Origin of the sequence: Kosakonia sp. H7A (assembly GCF_003028445.1) — a bacterium.
Classification (GTDB): domain Bacteria; phylum Pseudomonadota; class Gammaproteobacteria; order Enterobacterales; family Enterobacteriaceae; genus Kosakonia; species Kosakonia radicincitans.
Map to the genome: position 1 here is coordinate 72,662 of NZ_PYTZ01000013.1, position 20,149 is coordinate 92,810.

The following is a 20,149-nucleotide window of genomic DNA, read 5'->3' on the forward strand; positions in this document are numbered from 1 at the left end:
GGTTCGTTTCGTAGCAATCCGGCTACTCGTTGTGCTCCCTGCTCATCCTTGAAAACTTTTCCTGTGGTCTCCTGACCGGTTCATCCGTGAACTGTGCATCATGCTCACACCACCCCGATGTGACTTAGCCTCATCCTTAATGCGTGTCCCTGATCATCCTGATCTGTCGGGCATCCTGACCGACTCTCATTCTCCTTCCTGGAGGTGTCCCTTAGCGCAATCCTGCGTTGTCCTGCTGCTTCATCCTGAAGCCTTTCCCTGTAGCACCTTCCCGGTGTGTCCCTGAAGCAACATCATCCTGATGTACGCTTCGTTGTCAGACTCCCTGTCGACAGAAACAGAATTACCCATTCCGCGGCCCCTTACAAGAACGCCTAACGCAAATTTTCTTTTGAATGAAACCCTTTAGGTATAAGGGTTAAAGCGTAACGTTATGAAATTAAATAGTTATAGGGGGAATAGCACAATAACGGTAGGGCAAATGTCCTGGCGATCTCTCACAGGTCGTGTGAGAGATCTCGCACACGCAGAGTAGCATTGAGGACTACACGACAGGTTCGAGGCGGTTGAGAAAATCCGCAAGGCTGGGGGCCAGAACGGTACGCTGACGGGTACCCAGCGTCTCTTGCACCACTTCACCGCTCAGATTACACAGCGAAATGACATCCAGCTCACTATCAAGCGTGGCGATAAACAACGTCGGCGAAAGCTTTAACCGTTTCTGCGTGACAAGGTGACCAATCAGGTTTTCCTGTACGCGCAGAAAATCTTCTTCGCTCCAGGTTTGCAGCAGCGTCAGCGGCAGTGCGCCAAGGCGCGCGTGCATATCGCCGGCGAATTGCGTGGTATAAAACGTATGAACTGGCGTTTGTACCACAATCTCCATTGCCTGCTCAATCGGGTTTACGTTCGGCTGCGCAGAAAATGGCTGAGGTTGCCAGATCACATACTCAGCGGTTGAAGAGATAATGCAGGGCGATGGAATGCCGTGCAGCTCCTCGCTTTGTGGCCAGGTGCCGCGCGCTGCGTGCCACGCGTCGCAATAACGTTCAGTAAAAGCTTTCAGCGCAATGGCCGTCTCGTTTTCCACCGATTTCTCTCTTCACATAAGCCAGGATAAACTCTGCGTATTAGTTTACCTGCAAAATGGCGATGAAACATGTCTTCTTACGATAACCACCAGGCTCTGGCTGGCCTGACGCTTGGCAAAACCACTGATTACCGCGATACCTATGACGCCAGCCTGTTGCAGGGCGTTCCCCGTTCATTAAATCGCGATCCGCTGGGTCTGACGGCCGGGAATCTTCCTTTTCACGGGACGGATATCTGGACGCTTTATGAACTCTCCTGGCTGAATGCCAAAGGTTTGCCGCAGGTTGCGGTAGGCCATGTCGAACTGGACTACGCCAGCGTGAATCTGGTGGAATCGAAAAGCTTTAAACTCTATCTCAACAGTTTTAACCAGACGCGCTTCGCCAGTTGGGATGAGGTACGCGATACCCTGCAACGCGATTTGAGCGCCTGCGCGCAAGGCAGCGTCAGCGTGGCGCTGTACCGCATTGATGAACTGGAAGGTCAGCCGATCGCCCATTTCCATGGCACTTGCATTGACGAACAGGATATTGAAATCGAGAGCTACGCTTTTGACGCTGCGTGGCTGACGGATGCCGCCAGCGGCAAAGTGGTTGACGAGACGTTGGTCAGCCATCTGCTGAAATCAAACTGTCTGATTACCCACCAGCCGGACTGGGGCTCAGTGCAGATCCAGTACCGGGGACCAAAGATCGATCGCGAGAAACTGCTGCGTTATCTGGTCTCTTTCCGCCATCACAACGAGTTTCACGAACAGTGCGTTGAGCGCATTTTTACCGACATTCAGCGCTTCTGCCAGCCGGAAAAACTGAGCGTTTACGCACGCTATACGCGCCGTGGCGGGCTGGATATCAATCCGTGGCGTACCAATACCGATTTCATCCCCGCCACCGGGCGTCTGGTACGTCAGTAAAACATTTCCAGCCGGGTTGTTAAACGTCATAAGCCAGGGCTATTGTAATCAGTGGGAAGATAAATTCCGTCCCGTTAAGGAGTTCACTTGATTACACATATTAGCCCGCTTGGCTCAATGGATATGCTGTCGCAGCTGGAAGTCGATATGCTTAAACGCACGGCCAGCAGCGACCTTTATCAACTGTTTCGCAACTGCTCGCTCGCTGTACTGAACTCAGGGAGCCAGACGGACAGCAGCAAAGAGCTGCTTTCCCGCAATGTCGGTTTTGATATCAATGTGTTGCGCCGTGAACGCGGCGTAAAGCTGGAACTGATCAACCCGCCGGAAGAGGCCTTTGTCGACGGGCGGATCATCCGCTCGTTGCAGGCCAACTTATTCGCGGTCCTGCGCGATATCCTCTTCGTCAGTGGGCAAATTCATAATGCCGGGCGTTTCCAGCATTTAAATCTGGAAAGCTCTATCCATATTACTAACCTGGTCTTCTCCATTTTGCGTAACGCGCGCGCCCTGCACGTCGGCGAAGCGCCAAATATGGTGGTTTGCTGGGGCGGCCACTCGATCAACGAAACCGAATACCTTTACGCCCGACGTGTGGGTACGCAGTTAGGCCTGCGCGAGCTGAATATCTGCACCGGCTGCGGGCCGGGCGCAATGGAAGCGCCGATGAAAGGCGCCGCTGTTGGTCATGCGCAGCAACGCTATAAGGATGGCCGTTTTATCGGTATGACCGAGCCATCCATTATCGCCGCTGAGCCGCCGAATCCGCTGGTCAATGAGTTGATCATCATGCCGGATATTGAAAAACGGCTGGAAGCTTTTGTCCGCATCGCGCACGGGATCATTATCTTTCCTGGCGGCGTGGGCACGGCGGAAGAGCTGCTCTATCTGCTGGGGATCCTGATGAATCCGGCGAACAAAAATCAGGTTCTGCCGCTGATCCTGACCGGGCCGAAAGAGAGTGCGGACTACTTCCGCGTGCTGGACGAATTTATTGTCAATACGCTGGGCGAAGCCGCGCGTCGCCACTACACCATCATCATTAATGATGCGGCTGAAGTGGCGCGTCAGATGAAAAAAGCCATGCCGCTGGTGAAAGAGAACCGTCGCGATACCGGGGATGCCTACAGTTTCAACTGGTCAATTCGCATTGCGCCGGATCTGCAAGTGCCGTTCGAGCCGACCCATGAAAATATGGCAAACCTGAAACTCTACCCAGACCAACCGGTAGAAGTGCTGGCGGCGGATCTGCGCCGGGCCTTCTCGGGTATTGTGGCAGGTAACGTGAAAGAGCCAGGTATCCGCGCGATTGAAGCGTTTGGTCCCTATAAAATTCACGGCGATAGCGACATGATGCGCCGGATGGACGATCTGTTGCAGGGTTTTGTTGCCCAGCACCGTATGAAACTCCCCGGTTCCGCTTACATTCCGTGCTACGAAATTTGTGCCTGATTAACCTTTCCAGGGCGGAGTCATAATCCGCCCTTATACATTGCATTTAACCAACCATTTGCTGATCAGCAATTCATACATTACAACCGCTTTTAATATCGATAAATAACTGCAAAAACGTTGTTTTGCAGTGCTTTTATCATCTTCCATCACCCTGGATTTGATCGCATATCTTGCGGGTGTTAGCCTTTTCGCCCATAAATTTCATATGTTAATAATTAGCCAGATAAATGGTCTAAATATACACACATAAAAAGTAGATTATTGCATTTGAGATCCGCATCACTGATGTTGTCATAACTTATCTGTATCTTTCCGCCGCAAATAGTTACAGGGAGAAATTATAAAAAAACTGTAATTGGCCGACTTAAATATTGACGCTGACGTTTCCGACATTTGATTTGTCTGCAACGGCAGTATTTTGCTTCCCCAGGAGATGTATAAATGGAAACCATTCAGACTGGCGTAGGAACCTCCGTAGAAACACGCAGTTCATGGCGCAAAACCGACACCATGTGGATGTTGGGCCTTTACGGCACAGCCATCGGCGCAGGCGTTCTGTTTCTGCCGATTAACGCCGGTGTCGGCGGCCTGATCCCGCTCATCATCATGGCAATTCTTGCTTTCCCGATGACCTACTTCGCCCACCGTGGCCTGACCCGCTTTGTGTTGTCCGGTAAAAACCCGGGAGAAGACATTACTGAAGTGGTCGAAGAGCACTTCGGTATCGGCGCGGGTAAGTTGATTACCCTGCTTTATTTCTTCGCGATTTATCCGATCCTGCTTGTTTATAGCGTGGCGATCACCAACACCGTGGACAGCTTTATGACCCACCAGTTGGGCATGACCCCGCCGCCGCGCGCGATCCTGTCGCTGATCCTTATCGTAGGTATGATGACCATCGTGCGCTTCGGCGAGCAGATGATTGTGAAAGCGATGAGCATCCTGGTATTTCCGTTCGTTATCGCTCTGATGGTGCTGGCGGTGTACCTGATTCCGCAGTGGAACGGCGCCGTTCTGGAAACCCTGTCGCTGAGCAGTGCTTCCGCCACCGGCAATGGTCTGTGGATGACGCTGTGGCTGGCCATCCCGGTGATGGTGTTCTCGTTTAACCACTCGCCGATCATCTCCTCTTTTGCCGTTGCCAAGCGTGAAGAGTACGGCGCAGAAGCCGAGCGTAAATGCTCCCGCATCCTCGCCTTCGCGCATATCATGATGGTGATGACCGTTATGTTCTTTGTGTTTAGCTGTGTGCTGAGCCTGGCACCCGCCGATCTGGCTTCGGCAAAACAGCAGAACATCTCCATTCTCTCTTATCTGGCGAACCACTTTAATGCGCCGGTTATCGCCTGGATGGCACCGATCATTGCGATGATCGCCATCACCAAATCGTTCCTCGGCCACTACCTGGGCGCGCGTGAAGGCTTTAACGGTATGGTGATTAAGTCTCTGCGCAGCAAAGGCAAATCCATCGAAATCAACAAACTGAATAAAATTACCGCGCTGTTTATGCTGTTGACCACCTGGGCCGTTGCCACCTGGAACCCAAGCATTCTGGGGATGATCGAAACCCTGGGCGGGCCAATCATTGCGATGATTCTGTTCCTGATGCCGATGTACGCCATCGCGAAAGTACCGGCAATGCGCAAATACAGCGGCGCTATCAGCAACATCTTCGTCGTGATTATGGGTCTCATCGCCATCTCCGCGATCTTCTTCTCCCTGTTCAGTTAATCTTTTCGCGCCGTCCTGCCGGGCGGCGCATCCCCTATAGCAATGGATAATGCGTCATGATCAGCGTATTCGATATTTTTAAAATCGGTATCGGGCCGTCCAGCTCGCACACCGTGGGTCCAATGAAAGCCGGTAAACAGTTCACAGACGATCTGATTGCTCGTGGCATTTTGCGCGACGTAACCCGCGTTGTGGTGGATGTTTACGGCTCTCTCTCCCTGACCGGTAAAGGGCACCATACTGACATCGCGATTATTATGGGCCTGGCGGGGAATCTGCCGGATAGCGTCGATATTGATGCCATTCCGGGCTTTATTCAGGATGTTAATACTCATGGCCGCCTGCAACTGGCCAACGAAGCGCATGAAGTGGAGTTTCCGGTCGATCAATGCATGAATTTCCATGCGGATAACCTCTCGCTACATGAAAACGGCATGCGTATTACCGCGCTGGCAGGCGAACAGGTGCTCTACAGCCAGACCTATTACTCCATCGGCGGCGGGTTTATCGTCGATGAAGAACACTTTGGCCAGCCCACCAGCGCGCCGGTAGAAGTGCCCTACCCTTACCAAACCGCCGCCGATTTGCAGCGTCATTGCCAGGAGACCGGTTTATCGCTCTCCGGATTGATGATGAAAAACGAGCTGGCGCTGCACAGCAAAACCGAACTGGAGCAGCATCTCGCGCGCGTGTGGGAAGTAATGCAGAGCGGCATAGAGCGCGGCATCGCAACGGAAGGGGTATTACCTGGCAAACTACGCGTTCCCCGCCGTGCCGCTGCGCTGCGCCGTATGCTGGTCAGCAGCGATAAAACCAGCACCGACCCGATGGCCGTGGTTGACTGGATCAATATGTTCGCACTGGCGGTGAATGAAGAGAACGCCGCCGGTGGGCGCGTAGTGACGGCACCGACAAACGGCGCGTGCGGGATCGTGCCGGCGGTACTGGCGTATTACGATCGCTTTATCCGCCAGGTTAACGCCAATTCACTGGCGCGTTATCTGTTGGTCGCCAGCGCCATCGGCTCGCTGTATAAGATGAATGCCTCCATTTCCGGCGCGGAAGTGGGCTGCCAGGGGGAAGTCGGCGTCGCCTGCTCCATGGCGGCGGCCGGGCTGGCAGAATTGTTGGGCGGCAGCCCGGCGCAAGTCTGTATCGCGGCGGAAATCGGTATGGAGCACAACCTCGGTCTGACCTGCGACCCGGTGGCCGGACAGGTACAGGTGCCCTGTATCGAGCGTAACGCAATCGCTTCGGTGAAAGCAGTCAATGCGGCGCGAATGGCGCTGCGTCGCACCAGTGAACCGCGCGTCTGCCTCGATAAAGTTATCGAGACAATGTATGAAACCGGGAAAGATATGAACGCCAAATACCGTGAAACCTCTCGCGGCGGGCTGGCGATGAAGATCGTTTCCTGCGACTAATCCCGCATCAGATGCCTCATTTTGCGAGGCATCTTCCTGATTATTCCCTGCTTTATAGCCTCGCCAGGCCTGCGATGATACCCTTAGCGGATGATTTCAAGGAGGGTATCTGTGGCTCATCTGCTCATTGTTGACGCACTCAATCTGATTCGCCGTATCCATGCGGTGCAAGGTTCACCCTGCGTGGATACCTGCCTGCATGCGCTGGAGCAGTTGATTATCCATAGTCAGCCAACCCATGCCGTCGCGGTTTTTGATGATGAGGCCCGTAACCAGGGCTGGCGCCATCGGTTGCTGCCGGATTACAAAGCGGGCCGCCCTCCCATGCCGGATACCCTACAGACGGAAATGCCATTACTGCGCGCGGCTTTCGAACAACGCGGGATCCGCTGTTGGGCAACGCCTGGCAACGAAGCCGACGATCTTGCTGCGACGCTGGCAGTGAAAATGGCGCAGGCCGGACAACAGGCGACGATTGTCTCAACCGACAAAGGCTACTGTCAGTTACTCTCTCCGACGATCCGCATTCGCGACTACTTTCAGAAACGCTGGCTGGATGCGCCCTTTATTGCTCAGGAGTATGGGGTTACGCCAGAGCAATTACCGGATTACTGGGGGCTGGCGGGGATCAGCAGTTCGAAAGTGCCGGGTGTGGCAGGTATTGGTCCGAAAAGCGCAACGCAGTTGCTGAGCGAGTTTCCAACGCTGGAAGCACTATACGAAAACCTCGAAGCGGTACCGGAGAAGTGGCGGCAGAAACTGGAAACACACCGGGCGATGGCATTTACCTGCCGGGATGTGGCGCGGCTGCAAACCGATTTGCAACTTGATGGCAATTTACAACAGCTTCGCCTGACGCGCTGAACGCCAGCGGTATTGGTCGCTTAGCCGGTGAAGTGCTGGCAGAAACAACAATCTTCTGAACCATGATGCTCAGGCCTTTTGAACGCCAAATATCAGAATCAGCCATAAAATAATCCCCCTGGCGATTACCCCGCGGTGGCCATTTACTCTCCTTCACGTACCGCGTATTTAATATCGCATCCCACCTGTCTACTGCATCCGGGCCGTTATCGGCTCCAGCGCGAAAGAGGTGATGTGGTCGTTCGGCACGCTGATGATCAGCACCGCTTTCTATGTCCTGAACTACAACCACATTCATAAGAATCCTTATCCACTGGATAAGGCATGAGTTCAGAGAGTTATTCCATCAAAACTATCAACGTTAACGGTTGTATAAGAACGGGACCACCAGCCAGAGATTAAGAGTGATAGTGAGAAATGCAGAAACGACAAAGGCCTGAATCATTGCTGATTCAGGCCTTCTGAATAGTGGCGGAACGGACGGGACTCGAACCCGCGACCCCCTGCGTGACAGGCAGGTATTCTAACCGACTGAACTACCGCTCCACAGTGTTCCCGTCAGGGGAACGAGGCGCATATTACGTATTGCGCCTGGTGCCGTCAACGCTTTTTCTTCTGTTTCTAATCATTTGCTGCAAAAATCACCCATGCAGCAAATATTCACGCATAAGTGCCTGATTTAGCCGCGCCACAGGCAGCTTCCGCCCTTTTTCTGCACCAAATCCAGGCGCGATTCATGGGCTGCCAGCTCATCATCACTGGCTAAAACAACGCGCAGCTTACTGGCAGCGCGGACAACGCGTTGGATCCCCACTTCTCCCGTCTGAGACTGCCCTTCGCCTTCCATCGAAAATTTCATCGATGTCTGGCCGCCGGTCATCATCAGATACACATCAGCGAGGATCTGGGCATCGAGTAACGCCCCGTGCAGCGTACGTTTGCTGTTGTCGATTTCGTAACGGGAACAGAGCGCATCGAGGCTGTTGCGCTTGCCCGGAAACATTTTACGCGCCAGCGCCAGGCTATCGGTGACCTTACAGAACGTATCGGTCTTTGGGATCCCGCGATTCAGCTTGCCGAACTCATAGTCCATAAAGCCGATATCAAACGATGCGTTATGGATCACCAACTCTGCGCCGCGAATATAATCGATAAACTCATCGGCGATATCGGCGAACGTGGGTTTATCCAGCAGGAATTCATCGGCAATACCGTGAACGCCAAACGCTTCGGGATCGACCAGCCGATCGGGCTTCAGGTAGATATGATAGTTATTGCCGGTGAGTCGCCGGTTGACGACTTCTACCGCGCCGATTTCAATAATTTTGTGCCCTTCATAGTGGGCGCCGATCTGGTTCATACCGGTGGTTTCGGTATCGAGGACGATCTGTCGTGTAATTGCAGTGCTCATAGCGGCCATTTATGTCAGACTTGTCGTTTTCAACTCAGGAAGTCTACCAGAGATGCTTAAACAGGTAGAAATTTTCACCGACGGATCTTGTCTCGGTAACCCAGGTCCTGGCGGTTACGGCGCCATCTTACGCTATCGCCAGCATGAAAGAACCTTTAGCGCAGGTTACCGTCTGACGACTAACAACCGCATGGAATTGATGGCCGCTATAGTGGCGCTGGAAGCATTAAAAGAGCATTGCGAAATTGTGCTCAGCACTGACAGCCAGTATGTCCGCCAGGGGATCACCCAGTGGATCCATAACTGGAAAAAGCGCGGCTGGAAAACCGCAGAGAAAAAACCGGTGAAGAATGTTGATCTCTGGCAGCGGCTGGATGCAGCGCTCAGCCAGCATCAAATCAAATGGGAATGGGTCAAGGGCCATGCCGGGCACCCGGAAAACGAACGCTGCGATGAGCTGGCGCGAGCGGCAGCGATGAACCCGACACAGGAAGATGTTGGTTATCAGCCAGAAGCTTAAGACTGGCGCGTTGCGCCAACGGCCTGACGCACTGGGGTTTTGTTACGGCTCTGCTTCATCGGATTGAGCGTCAATGGAATGGTGCGTTTGCGGGCGACGATCAACTGCATGCACCCCAGCGCAGGTAAATGCGAACTAAGCAGTTTACCGCCCTGCTTCGTCCATGGCAGCACGCGAAAACGGCTATAATGTAACACTTCGAAATTGAGCAGTGATAACCAGTCGAACTGGCGCATCAGCGTAAACATGCGGCTTTTGACGGCTGGCGAGCGGCGGACAAACGGTACGGCCTTCGCCAGCCCGAGCAGGCTAATCGGATTAAAACCGCTCATCACCAGCCAGCCGTCGTCAATCAGTACACGATCAACTTCCTGCAATAAACGATGCGGATCGGTACACCAGGAAAGCGTGTGCGCCAGCAGGCAGGCATCAACGGATTTATCCGCAAAGGGCAGATGCAGCGGATCGGCACGAACCTGCATGGGCTCGCCAGCCAGGGAAACATTCACCTGATGGGAAACAGCGCAACTTTCGGCATTGATTTCTGCGCTGAGATTGCCGATTTTAAGCAAATGAAAACCATACATTTTTGCAAACCACGGCTTGAGTTCTCCTTCCAGCGCCTCACGGTAATATGCGCCTTTGGGTAAATCATTCCAGCTTACTGGTGCTACGAATGTCTGAGGAGTCCTTGCCGGTTTCATCACCACCTTCCGCTACGCTTTAAGAGGTATTTTATGAATCTTAACAGTATTCCCGCCTTCCAGGATAACTACATCTGGGTACTGAGCAATGATAACGGCCGCTGCCTGATTGTCGATCCAGGCGAAGCCGCGCCTGTGCTGCAAACTCTTGAAGAGAAACAATGGCAGCCGGAAGCCATCTTCTTAACACATCATCATAATGACCACGTTGGCGGCGTGAAAGAACTGCGCCAGCGGTATCCCGACGTCGTGGTGTATGGGCCCGCAGAGACGCAAGATAAAGGTGCTACGCACATCGTCGCTGATGGCCAGGTCATCTCTGTTTTGGGGCATGAATTTTCTGTATTCGCCACGCCCGGTCACACTTTAGGACATATCTGTTTCTTCAGCTTTCCTTATCTATTTTGCGGTGACACGCTCTTTTCCGGTGGATGCGGCAGACTTTTTGAAGGTACGGCAACCCAGATGTATCAATCGTTTTGTAAGATAAACGACCTTCCTGATGAGACGGTCATTTGTTGCGCACACGAATACACTTTAGGGAATATGAAGTTTGCAATCAGTATCCTGCCAGAGGATCCTGCACTTAACGAATACTATCGAGAAGTGAAGGAGTTACGTGCAAAAAATCAAAAAACACTACCCGTAATTCTGAAAAACGAGCGTCGAATTAATTTATTTTTACGAACCAAAGATATTGATTTAATTGATGTAATCAGCAAAGAAACAAATTTGCAACACCCTGAAGAGCGTTTCGCATGGTTACGGGCAAAGAAAGATAACTTCTGATATTTCCTGGTTGCCTTTTCTGAGCTGCGCCGTTATTATCGCTCGTCTTTTAAGCAACTACTATTGACACACACATGAAGGCAAAAGCGATATTATTCGCCTCTGTCCTGCTCGTGGGGTGCCAGGCGTCTAAGCACGACGGCACGGTCCAACAGCACGCACAGAGCCTTTCTGCAGCTGGTCAAGGGGAAGCAGGGAAGTTTACTAGTCAGGCGCGGTGGATGGACGATGGAACATTCGCCGCCCAGGATAACAGTGACTTGTGGACCTCCATTAGCGACGAGCTAAAGATGGGAATTCCGGAAAATGCCCGGATTCGCGAACAGAAACTGAAGTATTTAAGCAATAAGAGCTATCTCCACGATGTAACTTTACGGGCAGAGCCGTATATGTACTGGATAGCAGGGCAAGTTAAAAAACGTAACATGCCCATGGAACTGGTACTACTACCCATAGTGGAGAGCGCTTTTAACCCACACGCGACGTCTGGCGCCAATGCCGCAGGCATTTGGCAGATCATTCCGAGCACTGGGCGAAATTATGGTTTAAAACAGACACGCAATTACGATGCGCGTCGTGACATTGTGGCGTCTACAACAGCCGCACTCGACATGATGCAGCGTCTGAATCGTATGTTCGACGGCGACTGGTTACTGACCGTAGCCGCCTACAACAGCGGTGAAGGGCGTGTACTGAAGGCGATAAAAGCGAACAAAGCGCGTGGTAAATCCACTGATTTTTGGTCGCTCTCACTGCCGCAGGAAACCAAAATTTACGTGCCGAAAATGCTGGCATTGAGCGATATTCTCAAGAACAGCAAGCGTTATGGCGTTAATTTGCCAACGCCGGACGAAAGTCGCGCCCTGGCGCGAGTCAGATTGAGCAGCCCGGTTGAAGTTGCTCAGCTGGCGGAAATGGCTGGCATCTCGGTAAACAAGCTGAAAACGTTTAACGCAGGCGTTAAAGGTTCCACGCTCGGTTCCGTTGGGCCGCAGTACGTGATGGTACCGAAGAAACACGCCGATCAACTGCGTGAATCTCTGGCCTCCGGCGAAATCGCCGCTGTACAGCCAACCCTGGTGGCGGATAACACCCCGCTGACCAGTCGTAGCTACAAAGTTCGTTCAGGCGACACGCTTTCAGCGATTGCCTCACGCCTCGGCGTGACCACGAAGGATCTCCAGCAGTGGAATAATCTTCGCGGCGCAAACCTGAAAATCGGTCAGAACCTGACGGTTGGCGCAGGCAGCAGTGCGCAGCGTCTTGCCCGCAATAGCGACAGCATTACGTATCGCGTGCGCAAAGGTGATTCGCTATCGAGTATCGCAAAACGTCACGGCGTTAACATCCAGGATGTGATGCGCTGGAACAACGATACGGATAATTTGCAGCCTGGCGATCAACTGACGCTCTTTGTGAAAAACAGCGCCACGCCGGATTCCTGATTTAAGCCCATTAAAAAAGCACCGTTCCCCGCGGTGCTTTTTTTTGCCTTTTTCGCGGTGTCACTTCCCGGCTTTGCCAGGACTAAACTCCACCAGCAGTGGGTTATGATCCGACGCGCGGGTCACCAGGACTGAAGCTTCCTCCACGTTTAACCCGCGATAAAAGATAAAATCGAGCGGTCGACCAAAGGCACGCCGGCGATTGTCGTCGGTAAAGCGCACCTGCCGCAGAGACATATCCCGGGTGAAGCGGTACAGAGCATTCATGCGTGGACGGCTCCAGGCATTAAAATCGCCAGCCATGATCACCGGCCCGTTATGGCGCAATATCTGATCGCCAATCGGCAGTAATTGCTTGCTGTAAACGTCCACGCCAAGACTGAAATTCACTGCATGCACATTCACGACCATCAGATTGCGTAAATCAGGCAACGGATAAACCGTTACTAATGCCGATTTTGCCAGCCGCAAGATCGGCTCACGTTCACGTAACGGACAGCAATAAACCGGATGCGCCGAGGAAAGTGTCATTACTCCCGAGGGGTGCTGCGGTAAAACAAAGGCGGGCACCTGGTCAGCAGCAAGATAGTTAGTGGTCGCAAACCGGACCAGTTCCGGCGTGGTTTGCGCTTCCTGCAGTAAAACCAGATGCGCATCTTTACCAAAATTTTGCAGTACCGACAGCCACTCCGCGCGTTGCTGCTTGAAAATATTCCACACCAGAACGCGAATTTTTTCGTCGCTGCTTAGCGGAACGCCTGCGGGCAGCGCCTTGCCAATACTCGCGAAAGACCCCGGCGGTAAGATTCGCTCCGCGGGTTGTCCGGCAACATATCGCATGGCATAGGTATTTTTTGGCACTTTCGGCTTCAAACCTCTTTGATGTCCGCCCCAACATCGGGTGGTCATTCAGTTATAGGGATTTTAACACCGAGTTTCAACGTTCAATCACCAGAAAAACACCCTGTGCTGGTGAGTAAGTACTTAGTGACGTCACTAATGAATAGCCGTCGTGGCACCCTCTCTGACAACATGGTTAAATAACTTATGGATGAAAAATATCGTTGAAATGTTGCTACAGAGGCAATAATGAAAACCACTTCAGAAGAACTCGCGATTTTTGTTGCCGTTGTTGAAAGCGGCAGCTTCAGCCGGGCAGCGGAACGCCTGGGACAAGCCAATTCGGCCATCAGCCGCGCTGTGAAGAAGCTGGAAAATAAGCTTGGGGTTAATTTGCTTAATCGCACCACGCGCCAGCTCAGCCTGACCGAAGAAGGCGAGCGCTACTTTCGGCGCGTACAAAGCGTCTTGCAGGAGATGGCAGCAGCAGAAACCGAGATCATGGAGACCAACTCCACGCCCAGCGGTACGTTACGCATCGACGCCGCAACCCCTGTGGTGCTGCATTTTTTGATGCCGTTGATAAAACCGTTTCGCGAACGCTATCCGGAAATTAAACTGTCACTGGTCTCCAGTGAAACCTTTATCAACCTGATCGAACGTAAAGTGGATGTTGCGATCCGCGTAGGTAAACTGACCGATTCCAGCCTGCGCGCCCGTCCGCTGTTTAAAAGCTATCGCAAAATTATCGCTTCGCCGGAATATATTGCTCGCTACGGAAAACCGGAAACGGTGGAAGAGTTAAGCAACCACGTCTGCCTTGGTTTTACCGAACCGGTTTCGCTTAACGTCTGGCCCATTGCTGCTGCCGATGGACAACTGTATGAAGTGACACCAGATATTGCGTCGAACAGCGGTGAAACGCTGAAACATTTGTGCCTGAGCGGAAATGGCATTGCCAGCCTGTCGGACTATATGATCGACAAAGAACTGGCGAGTGGGGAACTGGTTGATTTGCTGGCGGATAAGCGTCTGCCGGTGGAAATGCCTTTCAGCGCTGTCTACTACAGCGACCGGGCAGTGAGTACCCGCATCCGCGCTTTTATCGATTTTGTCAGCGAGCATTTACCGCAGACGGTAGAGAAATAACAACGGGAGCGCAGGCTCCCGTTGTTCCATCGCTTAATCCCAGTTTGGCGCAAGCCCTTCCGGGCTGACCAGGCGGTCATTGCAATCCAACCCGGCAATTGCCGCTTTATCTGCTGCATCCAGTTTAAGTGTCTGCGACTGTAGGTTGCTGGCAAGGTTTTCACGCTTAGTGGAAGACGGGATCACCGCATAACCTTCACCCATCGCCCAGGCCAGGATAACCTGTGCCGGCGTAGCGTTATGTTTCTGCGCGATGCGGCCAATCACTTCATCTTTCAGCGCCTTACCATAAGCCAGTGTCATGTAAGAGGTGATGTGAATACCGTGCTGTTTCGCCCAGTCGACCACTTTGCGGTTTTGCAGATACGGCGAGAGTTCAATCTGGTTGGTCGCGATATTCTCTGCGCCCACCGCCGCAATCGCTTCTTCCATCAATGGGATGGTGAAGTTAGATACGCCAATCTGACGAGTCAGGCCCTGCGCTTTTGCCTTCATCAACTCCTGCATAGAGACTGCAACCGGTACTTCTGCCCCAGGAGACGGCCAGTGGATCAGCGTCAGATCAACATAATCGGTGCCCAGTTTCTTCAGGCTCTCTTTCAGGCTTGGGATCAGCTTTGCCTCACCCAGATTTTCCGTCCAGATCTTGGTGGTGATAAACAGCTCTTCACGCGCCACACCGCTTTCAGCAAGCGCTTTACCAATGGCTTCTTCATTACCGTAAATCTGTGCGGTATCAATCACGCGATAACCCAGTTCAAGGGCATTTTTTACCGAAGCGATCACCGCTTCATCCGTTAAACGGAAGGTACCCAGACCAAATGCAGGGATAGACATAAAAATTCCTCTTTCGTCGCTTACTAAGTCAGTGCGCAGATTATTACCAGGTGCCGGATAAGGAAAAAGAGCATAAAAAGCAGAGGATTTTTGCCTGAGAAGCAATAGTTCAGCGGGAACACGCGCACCGAGTGACTTGCATTTTGATAGTCACTATGTCACCGTGAGCACAATGACACAGCAAATTTCCAGGCCAGATAATGAAAAATGAACCGCTTTGCACTGCTCCCTGCCCCATCGCCCGCAGCCTGGGACGTATTGGTGATAGCTGGAGCATGATAATCCTGCGCGACGCGTTTGCCGGTTTCACGCGCTTTGATGAGTTCCAGAAAAGCACCAACGTTGCTCCGAATATTCTCTCTCGCCGTCTGAAAGAACTGGTGGATGACGGATTACTGGAAAAGGTGAGCTATAGCAGCACGCCACCTCGTTACGAATACCATTTGACGCAGCTCGGGCGCGACTTCCGCCCGGTGATCCTTGCGCTGGCTGAATGGGGAAATCGCCACTTCTCCCCGGAAGGGGCACAAATTCAGCTGGTTGAACGAGAAACACAGCGCGCGGTCCAGGCAATCCTGGTAGATAAAGAAACCGGTGAGCCAATCACACCGGAGAAATACACCCTGGTTCCAGGCCCTGCGGCATCGCCGATGATCCACTACCGCCATGACTATCTGCAACGAAAACGGGCAGGCGATAACACGCAGAAATTCGTACCGCAACACTATGCGAGCCGCGATCATGACGCTGAATAAAAAGAAAAAAACGCTGGTGCTGATAGCGCTGATGGCTGGATTGTTGGCGGGTGCAAGTTACGGCGTTTACTGGTGGCAAAGCGGGCGTTTTATTCAGTCGACTGATGATGCTTATGTCGGCGGCGATATCAGCGCCATTTCCAGTAAAGTTTCCGGCTATATCCAGCAGATCGCGGTACAGGACAATATGTCAGTGAAGCGAGGCGATCTGTTAATCCGTCTTGATGATCGCGACTACCAGGCCGCCGTTGAACAAGCCATCGGTGAAGTTGCCGCCCAGCAGGCCGCTCTTGCCGACATTGACGCCACTCGACAATTGCAACTGGCTACCATTGAAGGTTCGGCAGCTTCTCTGACGGCAGCCAGAGCCGTTACGGAAAAGTCCGCAAACGACAATCGCCGCTATAACGCGCTGGTGATGTCCAGTGCCGTTTCCGCCCAGGTGCGGGAAAATGCCTCTGCGGATTATCGTCGCGCCCGTGCGGAAGAGAGCAAAGCGCAGGCGGATACGACGGTCGCCGAACGCCAGTTATTAGTGTTGAATGCCAAAGAAAAACAGACGCAAGCCGCGCTGGTACAGGCACAGGCCAGCCTTGCAATGGCGCGATTAAATCTCAGTTATACCGAAATTCGGGCACCGTTTGATGGCGTGATCGGTAACCGTCGTGCGTGGTCCGGCTCCTTCGTCAACAGCGGAACGCAATTGCTTTCGCTGGTTCCCGCTGACGGTTTATGGATTGATGCCAATTTTAAAGAGAGCCAGTTAGCGCATATGCGCCCAGGGCAAAGCGCCACGATCGTAGCCGATGTTTTGCCGGGTCATACTTTCCATGGCCATGTTGCCAGCGTTTCACCGGCAACCGGCTCGCGGTTTAGCATTCTCCCGGCAGAAAATGCTACCGGAAATTTCACCAAAATCGTTCAGCGCGTCCCCGTACGTATCGCGCTGGAAGGTGATGCGGCAAAACTTGATGTATTGCGTCCGGGGCTTTCTGTCGTCGTCACTGTTGATGAAAAGAGCTCGCAATGAGCAGCACTGGCGCAGTACCGCTGCCACAAGGCGTTTCAATGCCGGTCAGTCAGAAAGTGTTTGCCTTCGCCACCATGTGCGTGGGCATGTTCATTGCGCTTATTGATATTCAGATTGTTTCAGCTTCATTGCGGGACATTGGCGGCGGGCTTTCTGCTGGTGACGATGAAACGGTGTGGGTGCAGACCAGTTACCTAATCGCAGAAATCATCATTATTCCTCTCTCCGGCTGGCTGGCGCGGGTTATGTCAACACGCTGGCTGTTTGCCGCTTCTGCGGCCGGTTTCACCGTGATGAGCCTGCTGTGCGGCTGGGCATGGAATATTCAAAGCATGATCGCTTTCCGCGCCTTGCAAGGCCTGGCGGGTGGTTCAATGATCCCACTGGTTTTCACGACAGCGTTTGCTTTTTTCCAGGGAAAACAACGTGTCATCGCAGCGGCAACGATCGGCGGCCTGGCATCGCTTGCACCGACTCTTGGCCCAACGGTCGGTGGGTGGATAACCGAAAATTTTAACTGGCACTGGCTTTTTTTTATCAACATTCTGCCCGGAATTTACATCACCATTGCGGTTCCGCTGTTAGTAAAAATCGATACGCCTGACCCTTCGCTTCTGCGCGGAGCTGATTACCTGAGCATTATTCTACTCGCCGTTTCACTGGGTTGCCTGGAGTACACACTTGAGGAAGGGCCACGCTGGGGTTGGTTTGATGATACAACGCTGGCGACTACCGGCTGGATAGCGTTGCTGTGCGGTATTGCTTTTATTGTGCGTACCCTCCGTCATGCGCAACCGGTGATGGATCTTCGGGCTTTGCAGGACAGAACCTTTACGCTGGGCTGCTATTTCTCGTTTATGGCAGGAGTCGGCATCTTTGCTACGATCTACCTGACTCCGCTGTTTCTTGGGACGGTTCGCGGTTACAGCGCGCTGGAAATCGGTCTGGCGGTTTTTTCTACTGGTCTGTTCCAGGTGCTCTCGATACCGTTTTATGCCTGGCTGGCCAACCGTGTCGATTTACGCTGGCTGTTAATGGCGGGGTTGCTGGGTTTTGCGGTTTCGATGTACAGCTTTATTCCTCTCACCCATGAATGGGGAGCGCAGGAACTGCTTTTGCCGCAGGCATTTCGCGGGCTGGCGCAGCAGTTTGCCGTCGCACCAACGGTCACACTTACGTTGGGTAGTCTGCCGCCCACACGCCTGAAACTGGCATCCGGGCTGTTTAATTTGATGCGCAACCTCGGTGGCGCCATTGGTATCGCCCTGTGCGGTACAGTGATCAATGACCGAACCAATTTTCACTATAGCCGCCTTGCCGATCATCTCAATAACGCCAGCCTTCCAGTGACGGATTTCATTCAAAACAGTACCAACCGGTTGATGAGCCAGGGAGTTTCGCCGGAAATAGCCAACAGTGCCGCCCTGAAAAACCTTTCGGCATTAGCGATGAGGGAGGCGCGGACACAGGCTTTCTCGGATGCATTCTGGTTAATTATGCTGGGTTTTTTGATTGCTGCGTTGCTTGTTCCATTTATGAAAAAGCCGCAGACACCATGATAGTTCAGGAGAAAGAGTTATGAGCGTTCCAACAAAACGCGTCGTCGTGACAGGAATGGGGATCGTCAGCCCGCTCGGCTGCGGAGTGTCACATGTCTGGCAAGCATTATTGCAGGGAAAATCCGGGATCTCCCGTCTTGATGAGGAGATCGTTGAAGATATTGCCTGTAAAGTTGCGGGACAGGTTCCTTCCATTGAAGACGATCCGTTACATGGATTCGATCCCTCAGTAGCGATCCCATCGAAGGAACGGAAAAAAATGGATCGTTTTATCGAATTTGCGATGGTGGCTGCGCAGGAAGCGCTCTCTCAGGCAGGTTGGTTTCCAGAAGATCCAGCTGAAAGAGAGCGCACCGCAACAGTGATCGCTACCGGTATTGGCGGTTTCAATGAGATAGCTAATGCCGTACGCACTACTGATACTCGCGGGCCGCGCCGTCTTTCCCCCTTTACCATCCCTTCCTTTCTCGCCAACCTGGCTGCTGGTCACGTTTCTATTGCCCACGGTTTTCGAGGTCCGATTGGCGCGCCTGTTACTGCCTGCGCAGCAGGAGCTCAGGCAATTGGCGATGCAGCACGAATGATTCGCGCCGGTGAAGCGGATATTGCACTGTGCGGTGGAAGCGAGGCCGCGATCCATCGGGTCAGTCTTGGCGGTTTTGCTGCAGCAAAAGCATTATCCAGCAATTTTAATGATCATCCCGAGGCGGCATCACGGCCTTTTGACCGCGATCGTGACGGTTTTGTGATGGGAGAAGGTGCAGGTCTCATCGTTATTGAATCGCTGGAGCACGCTCTGGCGCGGGGCGCTACGCCGCTGGCGGAATTGGTCGGATATGGTACCAGTGCCGATGCGCATCATCTTACTGCGGGGCCAGAAGATGGTAACGGCGCGCGTCGGGCGATGGAGGCGGCGATTAAGCAGGCAGGTATTAGCTCAGCAGATATTCAGCATATTAATGCTCATGCCACATCAACACAGGTTGGAGATAAAGGAGAACTGGCCGCGATTAAGAGCGTGTTTGGAACACATCGGGTAGCCGTTACTTCAACGAAATCAGCGACCGGCCACTTGCTCGGAGCGGCGGGAGGAATTGAAGCCATCTTCACCATTCAGGCATTGCGTGAGCAGGTTGTTCCACCAACGTTGAATCTGCATCACCCGGATGCTGATGCCGAGGGGCTCCATCTGGTTGCGCTTACCACGCAGCCTCAGCGCATGCACTATGCGTTATCGAATGGGTTTGGTTTTGGTGGCGTAAATGCCAGCTTACTGCTGAAACGCTGGGAATAACATAAAGGGCGTGATTGCCCTTTTTACGCGATCAACAGACGAAAAAAAACCGTATCTCTTATGAGATACGGTTCTAAATAAGTGGCGGAACGGACGGGACTCGAACCCGCGACCCCCTGCGTGACAGGCAGGTATTCTAACCGACTGAACTACCGCTCCACCGAATTTCTTTACAACCACCGGTTTGTTGCCCCGGTCTGACCTGCTTAATTTGATGCCTGGCAGTTCCCTACTCTCGCATGGGGAGACCCCACACTACCATCGGCGCTACGGCGTTTCACTTCTGAGTTCGGCATGGGGTCAGGTGGGACCACCGCGCTAGTGCCGCCAGGCAAAT

18 protein-coding genes, 2 tRNA genes, 1 rRNA gene and 1 pseudogene are annotated in these 20,149 nt (G+C 52.9%); 14 read left to right on the plus strand and 8 right to left on the minus strand.

Annotated elements, in window-relative coordinates:
* Positions 1-544: 544 nt before the first annotated feature.
* Positions 545-1,090 carry a SecY-interacting protein gene (syd, locus tag CWM66_RS25935; protein WP_007373277.1) on the minus strand — a complete coding sequence of 182 codons (546 nt, stop codon included), beginning with the start codon at positions 1,088-1,090 and terminating at the stop codon, positions 545-547.
* Between the two features lie 69 nt (positions 1,091-1,159).
* Here syd and queF point away from each other — a divergent pair, with 69 nt between their 5' ends.
* The 6 genes and pseudogenes from queF to CWM66_RS25965 all read left to right on the plus strand — a co-directional run.
* A complete protein-coding gene (queF, locus tag CWM66_RS25940; protein ID WP_007373276.1) occupies positions 1,160-2,005 on the plus strand; it encodes an NADPH-dependent 7-cyano-7-deazaguanine reductase QueF in 846 nt (281 codons plus the stop codon).
* Between the two features lie 87 nt (positions 2,006-2,092).
* Positions 2,093-3,457, plus strand: coding sequence for a nucleotide 5'-monophosphate nucleosidase PpnN (gene ppnN, locus CWM66_RS25945; RefSeq protein WP_007373275.1), 1,365 nt, complete (start codon positions 2,093-2,095; stop codon positions 3,455-3,457).
* A 444-nt stretch (positions 3,458-3,901) separates the two neighbouring features.
* Positions 3,902-5,191 carry an HAAAP family serine/threonine permease gene (locus CWM66_RS25950; RefSeq protein ID WP_007373273.1) on the plus strand — a complete coding sequence of 430 codons (1,290 nt, stop codon included), beginning with the start codon at positions 3,902-3,904 and terminating at the stop codon, positions 5,189-5,191.
* Positions 5,192-5,247: 56 nt separating this feature from the next.
* Positions 5,248-6,615: an L-serine ammonia-lyase gene (locus CWM66_RS25955; RefSeq protein ID WP_007373272.1), complete on the plus strand. Its 1,368-nt coding sequence runs from the start codon at positions 5,248-5,250 to the stop codon at positions 6,613-6,615.
* A gap of 90 nt (positions 6,616-6,705) precedes the next feature.
* On the plus strand, positions 6,706-7,479 hold the full coding sequence (gene xni, locus CWM66_RS25960; RefSeq protein WP_035889496.1) for a flap endonuclease Xni: 774 nt from the start codon (positions 6,706-6,708) through the stop codon (positions 7,477-7,479).
* A gap of 187 nt (positions 7,480-7,666) precedes the next feature.
* Positions 7,667-7,807 (plus strand): annotated as a pseudogene (locus CWM66_RS25965) (arginine/agmatine antiporter); the annotation flags it as partial.
* A 141-nt stretch (positions 7,808-7,948) separates the two neighbouring features.
* Here the strand turns inward: CWM66_RS25965 and CWM66_RS25970 are convergent.
* Together CWM66_RS25970 and dnaQ are read right to left on the minus strand one after the other, a co-directional pair.
* A tRNA-Asp gene (locus tag CWM66_RS25970) sits at positions 7,949-8,025 on the minus strand.
* A gap of 133 nt (positions 8,026-8,158) precedes the next feature.
* The gene (gene dnaQ / locus CWM66_RS25975; protein WP_090397556.1) at positions 8,159-8,890 is read right to left on the minus strand and encodes a DNA polymerase III subunit epsilon; all 732 of its coding nucleotides are present in this window, start codon (positions 8,888-8,890) and stop codon (positions 8,159-8,161) included.
* 52 nt (positions 8,891-8,942) lie between these two features.
* On the opposite strand from dnaQ, the gene rnhA reads away from it, so the two are divergent.
* A complete protein-coding gene (gene rnhA / locus CWM66_RS25980) occupies positions 8,943-9,410 on the plus strand; it encodes a ribonuclease HI (RefSeq protein ID WP_035889499.1) in 468 nt (155 codons plus the stop codon).
* Here the strand turns inward: rnhA and CWM66_RS25985 are convergent.
* Complete coding sequence (locus CWM66_RS25985; RefSeq protein ID WP_007373268.1) at positions 9,407-10,114, minus strand: class I SAM-dependent methyltransferase; 708 nt, start codon at positions 10,112-10,114, stop codon at positions 9,407-9,409. The two genes, rnhA and CWM66_RS25985, sit on opposite strands and share 4 nt — an antisense overlap.
* A gap of 33 nt (positions 10,115-10,147) precedes the next feature.
* On the opposite strand from CWM66_RS25985, the gene gloB reads away from it, so the two are divergent.
* Both gloB and mltD read left to right on the plus strand, forming a co-directional pair.
* Positions 10,148-10,903 carry a hydroxyacylglutathione hydrolase gene (gloB, locus tag CWM66_RS25990; protein WP_035889500.1) on the plus strand — a complete coding sequence of 252 codons (756 nt, stop codon included), beginning with the start codon at positions 10,148-10,150 and terminating at the stop codon, positions 10,901-10,903.
* A 74-nt stretch (positions 10,904-10,977) separates the two neighbouring features.
* Complete coding sequence (gene mltD / locus CWM66_RS25995) at positions 10,978-12,348, plus strand: murein transglycosylase D (RefSeq protein WP_035889501.1); 1,371 nt, start codon at positions 10,978-10,980, stop codon at positions 12,346-12,348.
* A 60-nt stretch (positions 12,349-12,408) separates the two neighbouring features.
* On the opposite strand, the gene CWM66_RS26000 is transcribed toward mltD, so the two are convergent.
* Positions 12,409-13,209 (minus strand): endonuclease/exonuclease/phosphatase family protein, encoded by an 801-nt coding sequence (locus CWM66_RS26000; RefSeq protein ID WP_035889512.1) that lies wholly within the window; start codon positions 13,207-13,209, stop codon positions 12,409-12,411.
* A 228-nt stretch (positions 13,210-13,437) separates the two neighbouring features.
* On the opposite strand from CWM66_RS26000, the gene yafC reads away from it, so the two are divergent.
* Positions 13,438-14,337: a DNA-binding transcriptional regulator YafC gene (gene yafC / locus CWM66_RS26005; RefSeq protein WP_071920239.1), complete on the plus strand. Its 900-nt coding sequence runs from the start codon at positions 13,438-13,440 to the stop codon at positions 14,335-14,337.
* Between the two features lie 33 nt (positions 14,338-14,370).
* Here the strand turns inward: yafC and dkgB are convergent, their stop codons facing one another.
* The gene (dkgB, locus tag CWM66_RS26010; protein ID WP_007373263.1) at positions 14,371-15,174 is read right to left on the minus strand and encodes a 2,5-didehydrogluconate reductase DkgB; all 804 of its coding nucleotides are present in this window, start codon (positions 15,172-15,174) and stop codon (positions 14,371-14,373) included.
* Between the two features lie 200 nt (positions 15,175-15,374).
* Between dkgB and CWM66_RS26015 the strand changes: the two genes are divergently transcribed.
* From CWM66_RS26015 to fabF, 4 genes are read left to right on the plus strand one after another with little or no spacing between them, the layout of a single operon-like run.
* Positions 15,375-15,929: a helix-turn-helix domain-containing protein gene (locus CWM66_RS26015; RefSeq protein ID WP_035889502.1), complete on the plus strand. Its 555-nt coding sequence runs from the start codon at positions 15,375-15,377 to the stop codon at positions 15,927-15,929.
* The gene (locus CWM66_RS26020) at positions 15,916-16,959 is read left to right on the plus strand and encodes an HlyD family secretion protein (RefSeq protein ID WP_107147611.1); all 1,044 of its coding nucleotides are present in this window, start codon (positions 15,916-15,918) and stop codon (positions 16,957-16,959) included. The genes CWM66_RS26015 and CWM66_RS26020 overlap by 14 nt, the downstream gene beginning before the upstream one ends.
* Complete coding sequence (locus tag CWM66_RS26025; protein ID WP_107147613.1) at positions 16,956-18,518, plus strand: DHA2 family efflux MFS transporter permease subunit; 1,563 nt, start codon at positions 16,956-16,958, stop codon at positions 18,516-18,518. The genes CWM66_RS26020 and CWM66_RS26025 overlap by 4 nt, the downstream gene beginning before the upstream one ends.
* A 19-nt stretch (positions 18,519-18,537) precedes the next feature.
* Entirely contained in the window at positions 18,538-19,812 is a 1,275-nt protein-coding gene (gene fabF / locus CWM66_RS26030) for a beta-ketoacyl-ACP synthase II (RefSeq protein ID WP_007373259.1), read from the plus strand.
* Between the two features lie 82 nt (positions 19,813-19,894).
* On the opposite strand, the gene CWM66_RS26035 is transcribed toward fabF, so the two are convergent.
* A tRNA-Asp gene (locus CWM66_RS26035) sits at positions 19,895-19,971 on the minus strand.
* Positions 19,972-20,028: 57 nt separating this feature from the next.
* Positions 20,029-20,144, minus strand: a 5S ribosomal RNA gene (gene rrf, locus CWM66_RS26040).
* Positions 20,145-20,149 lie beyond the last annotated feature (5 nt).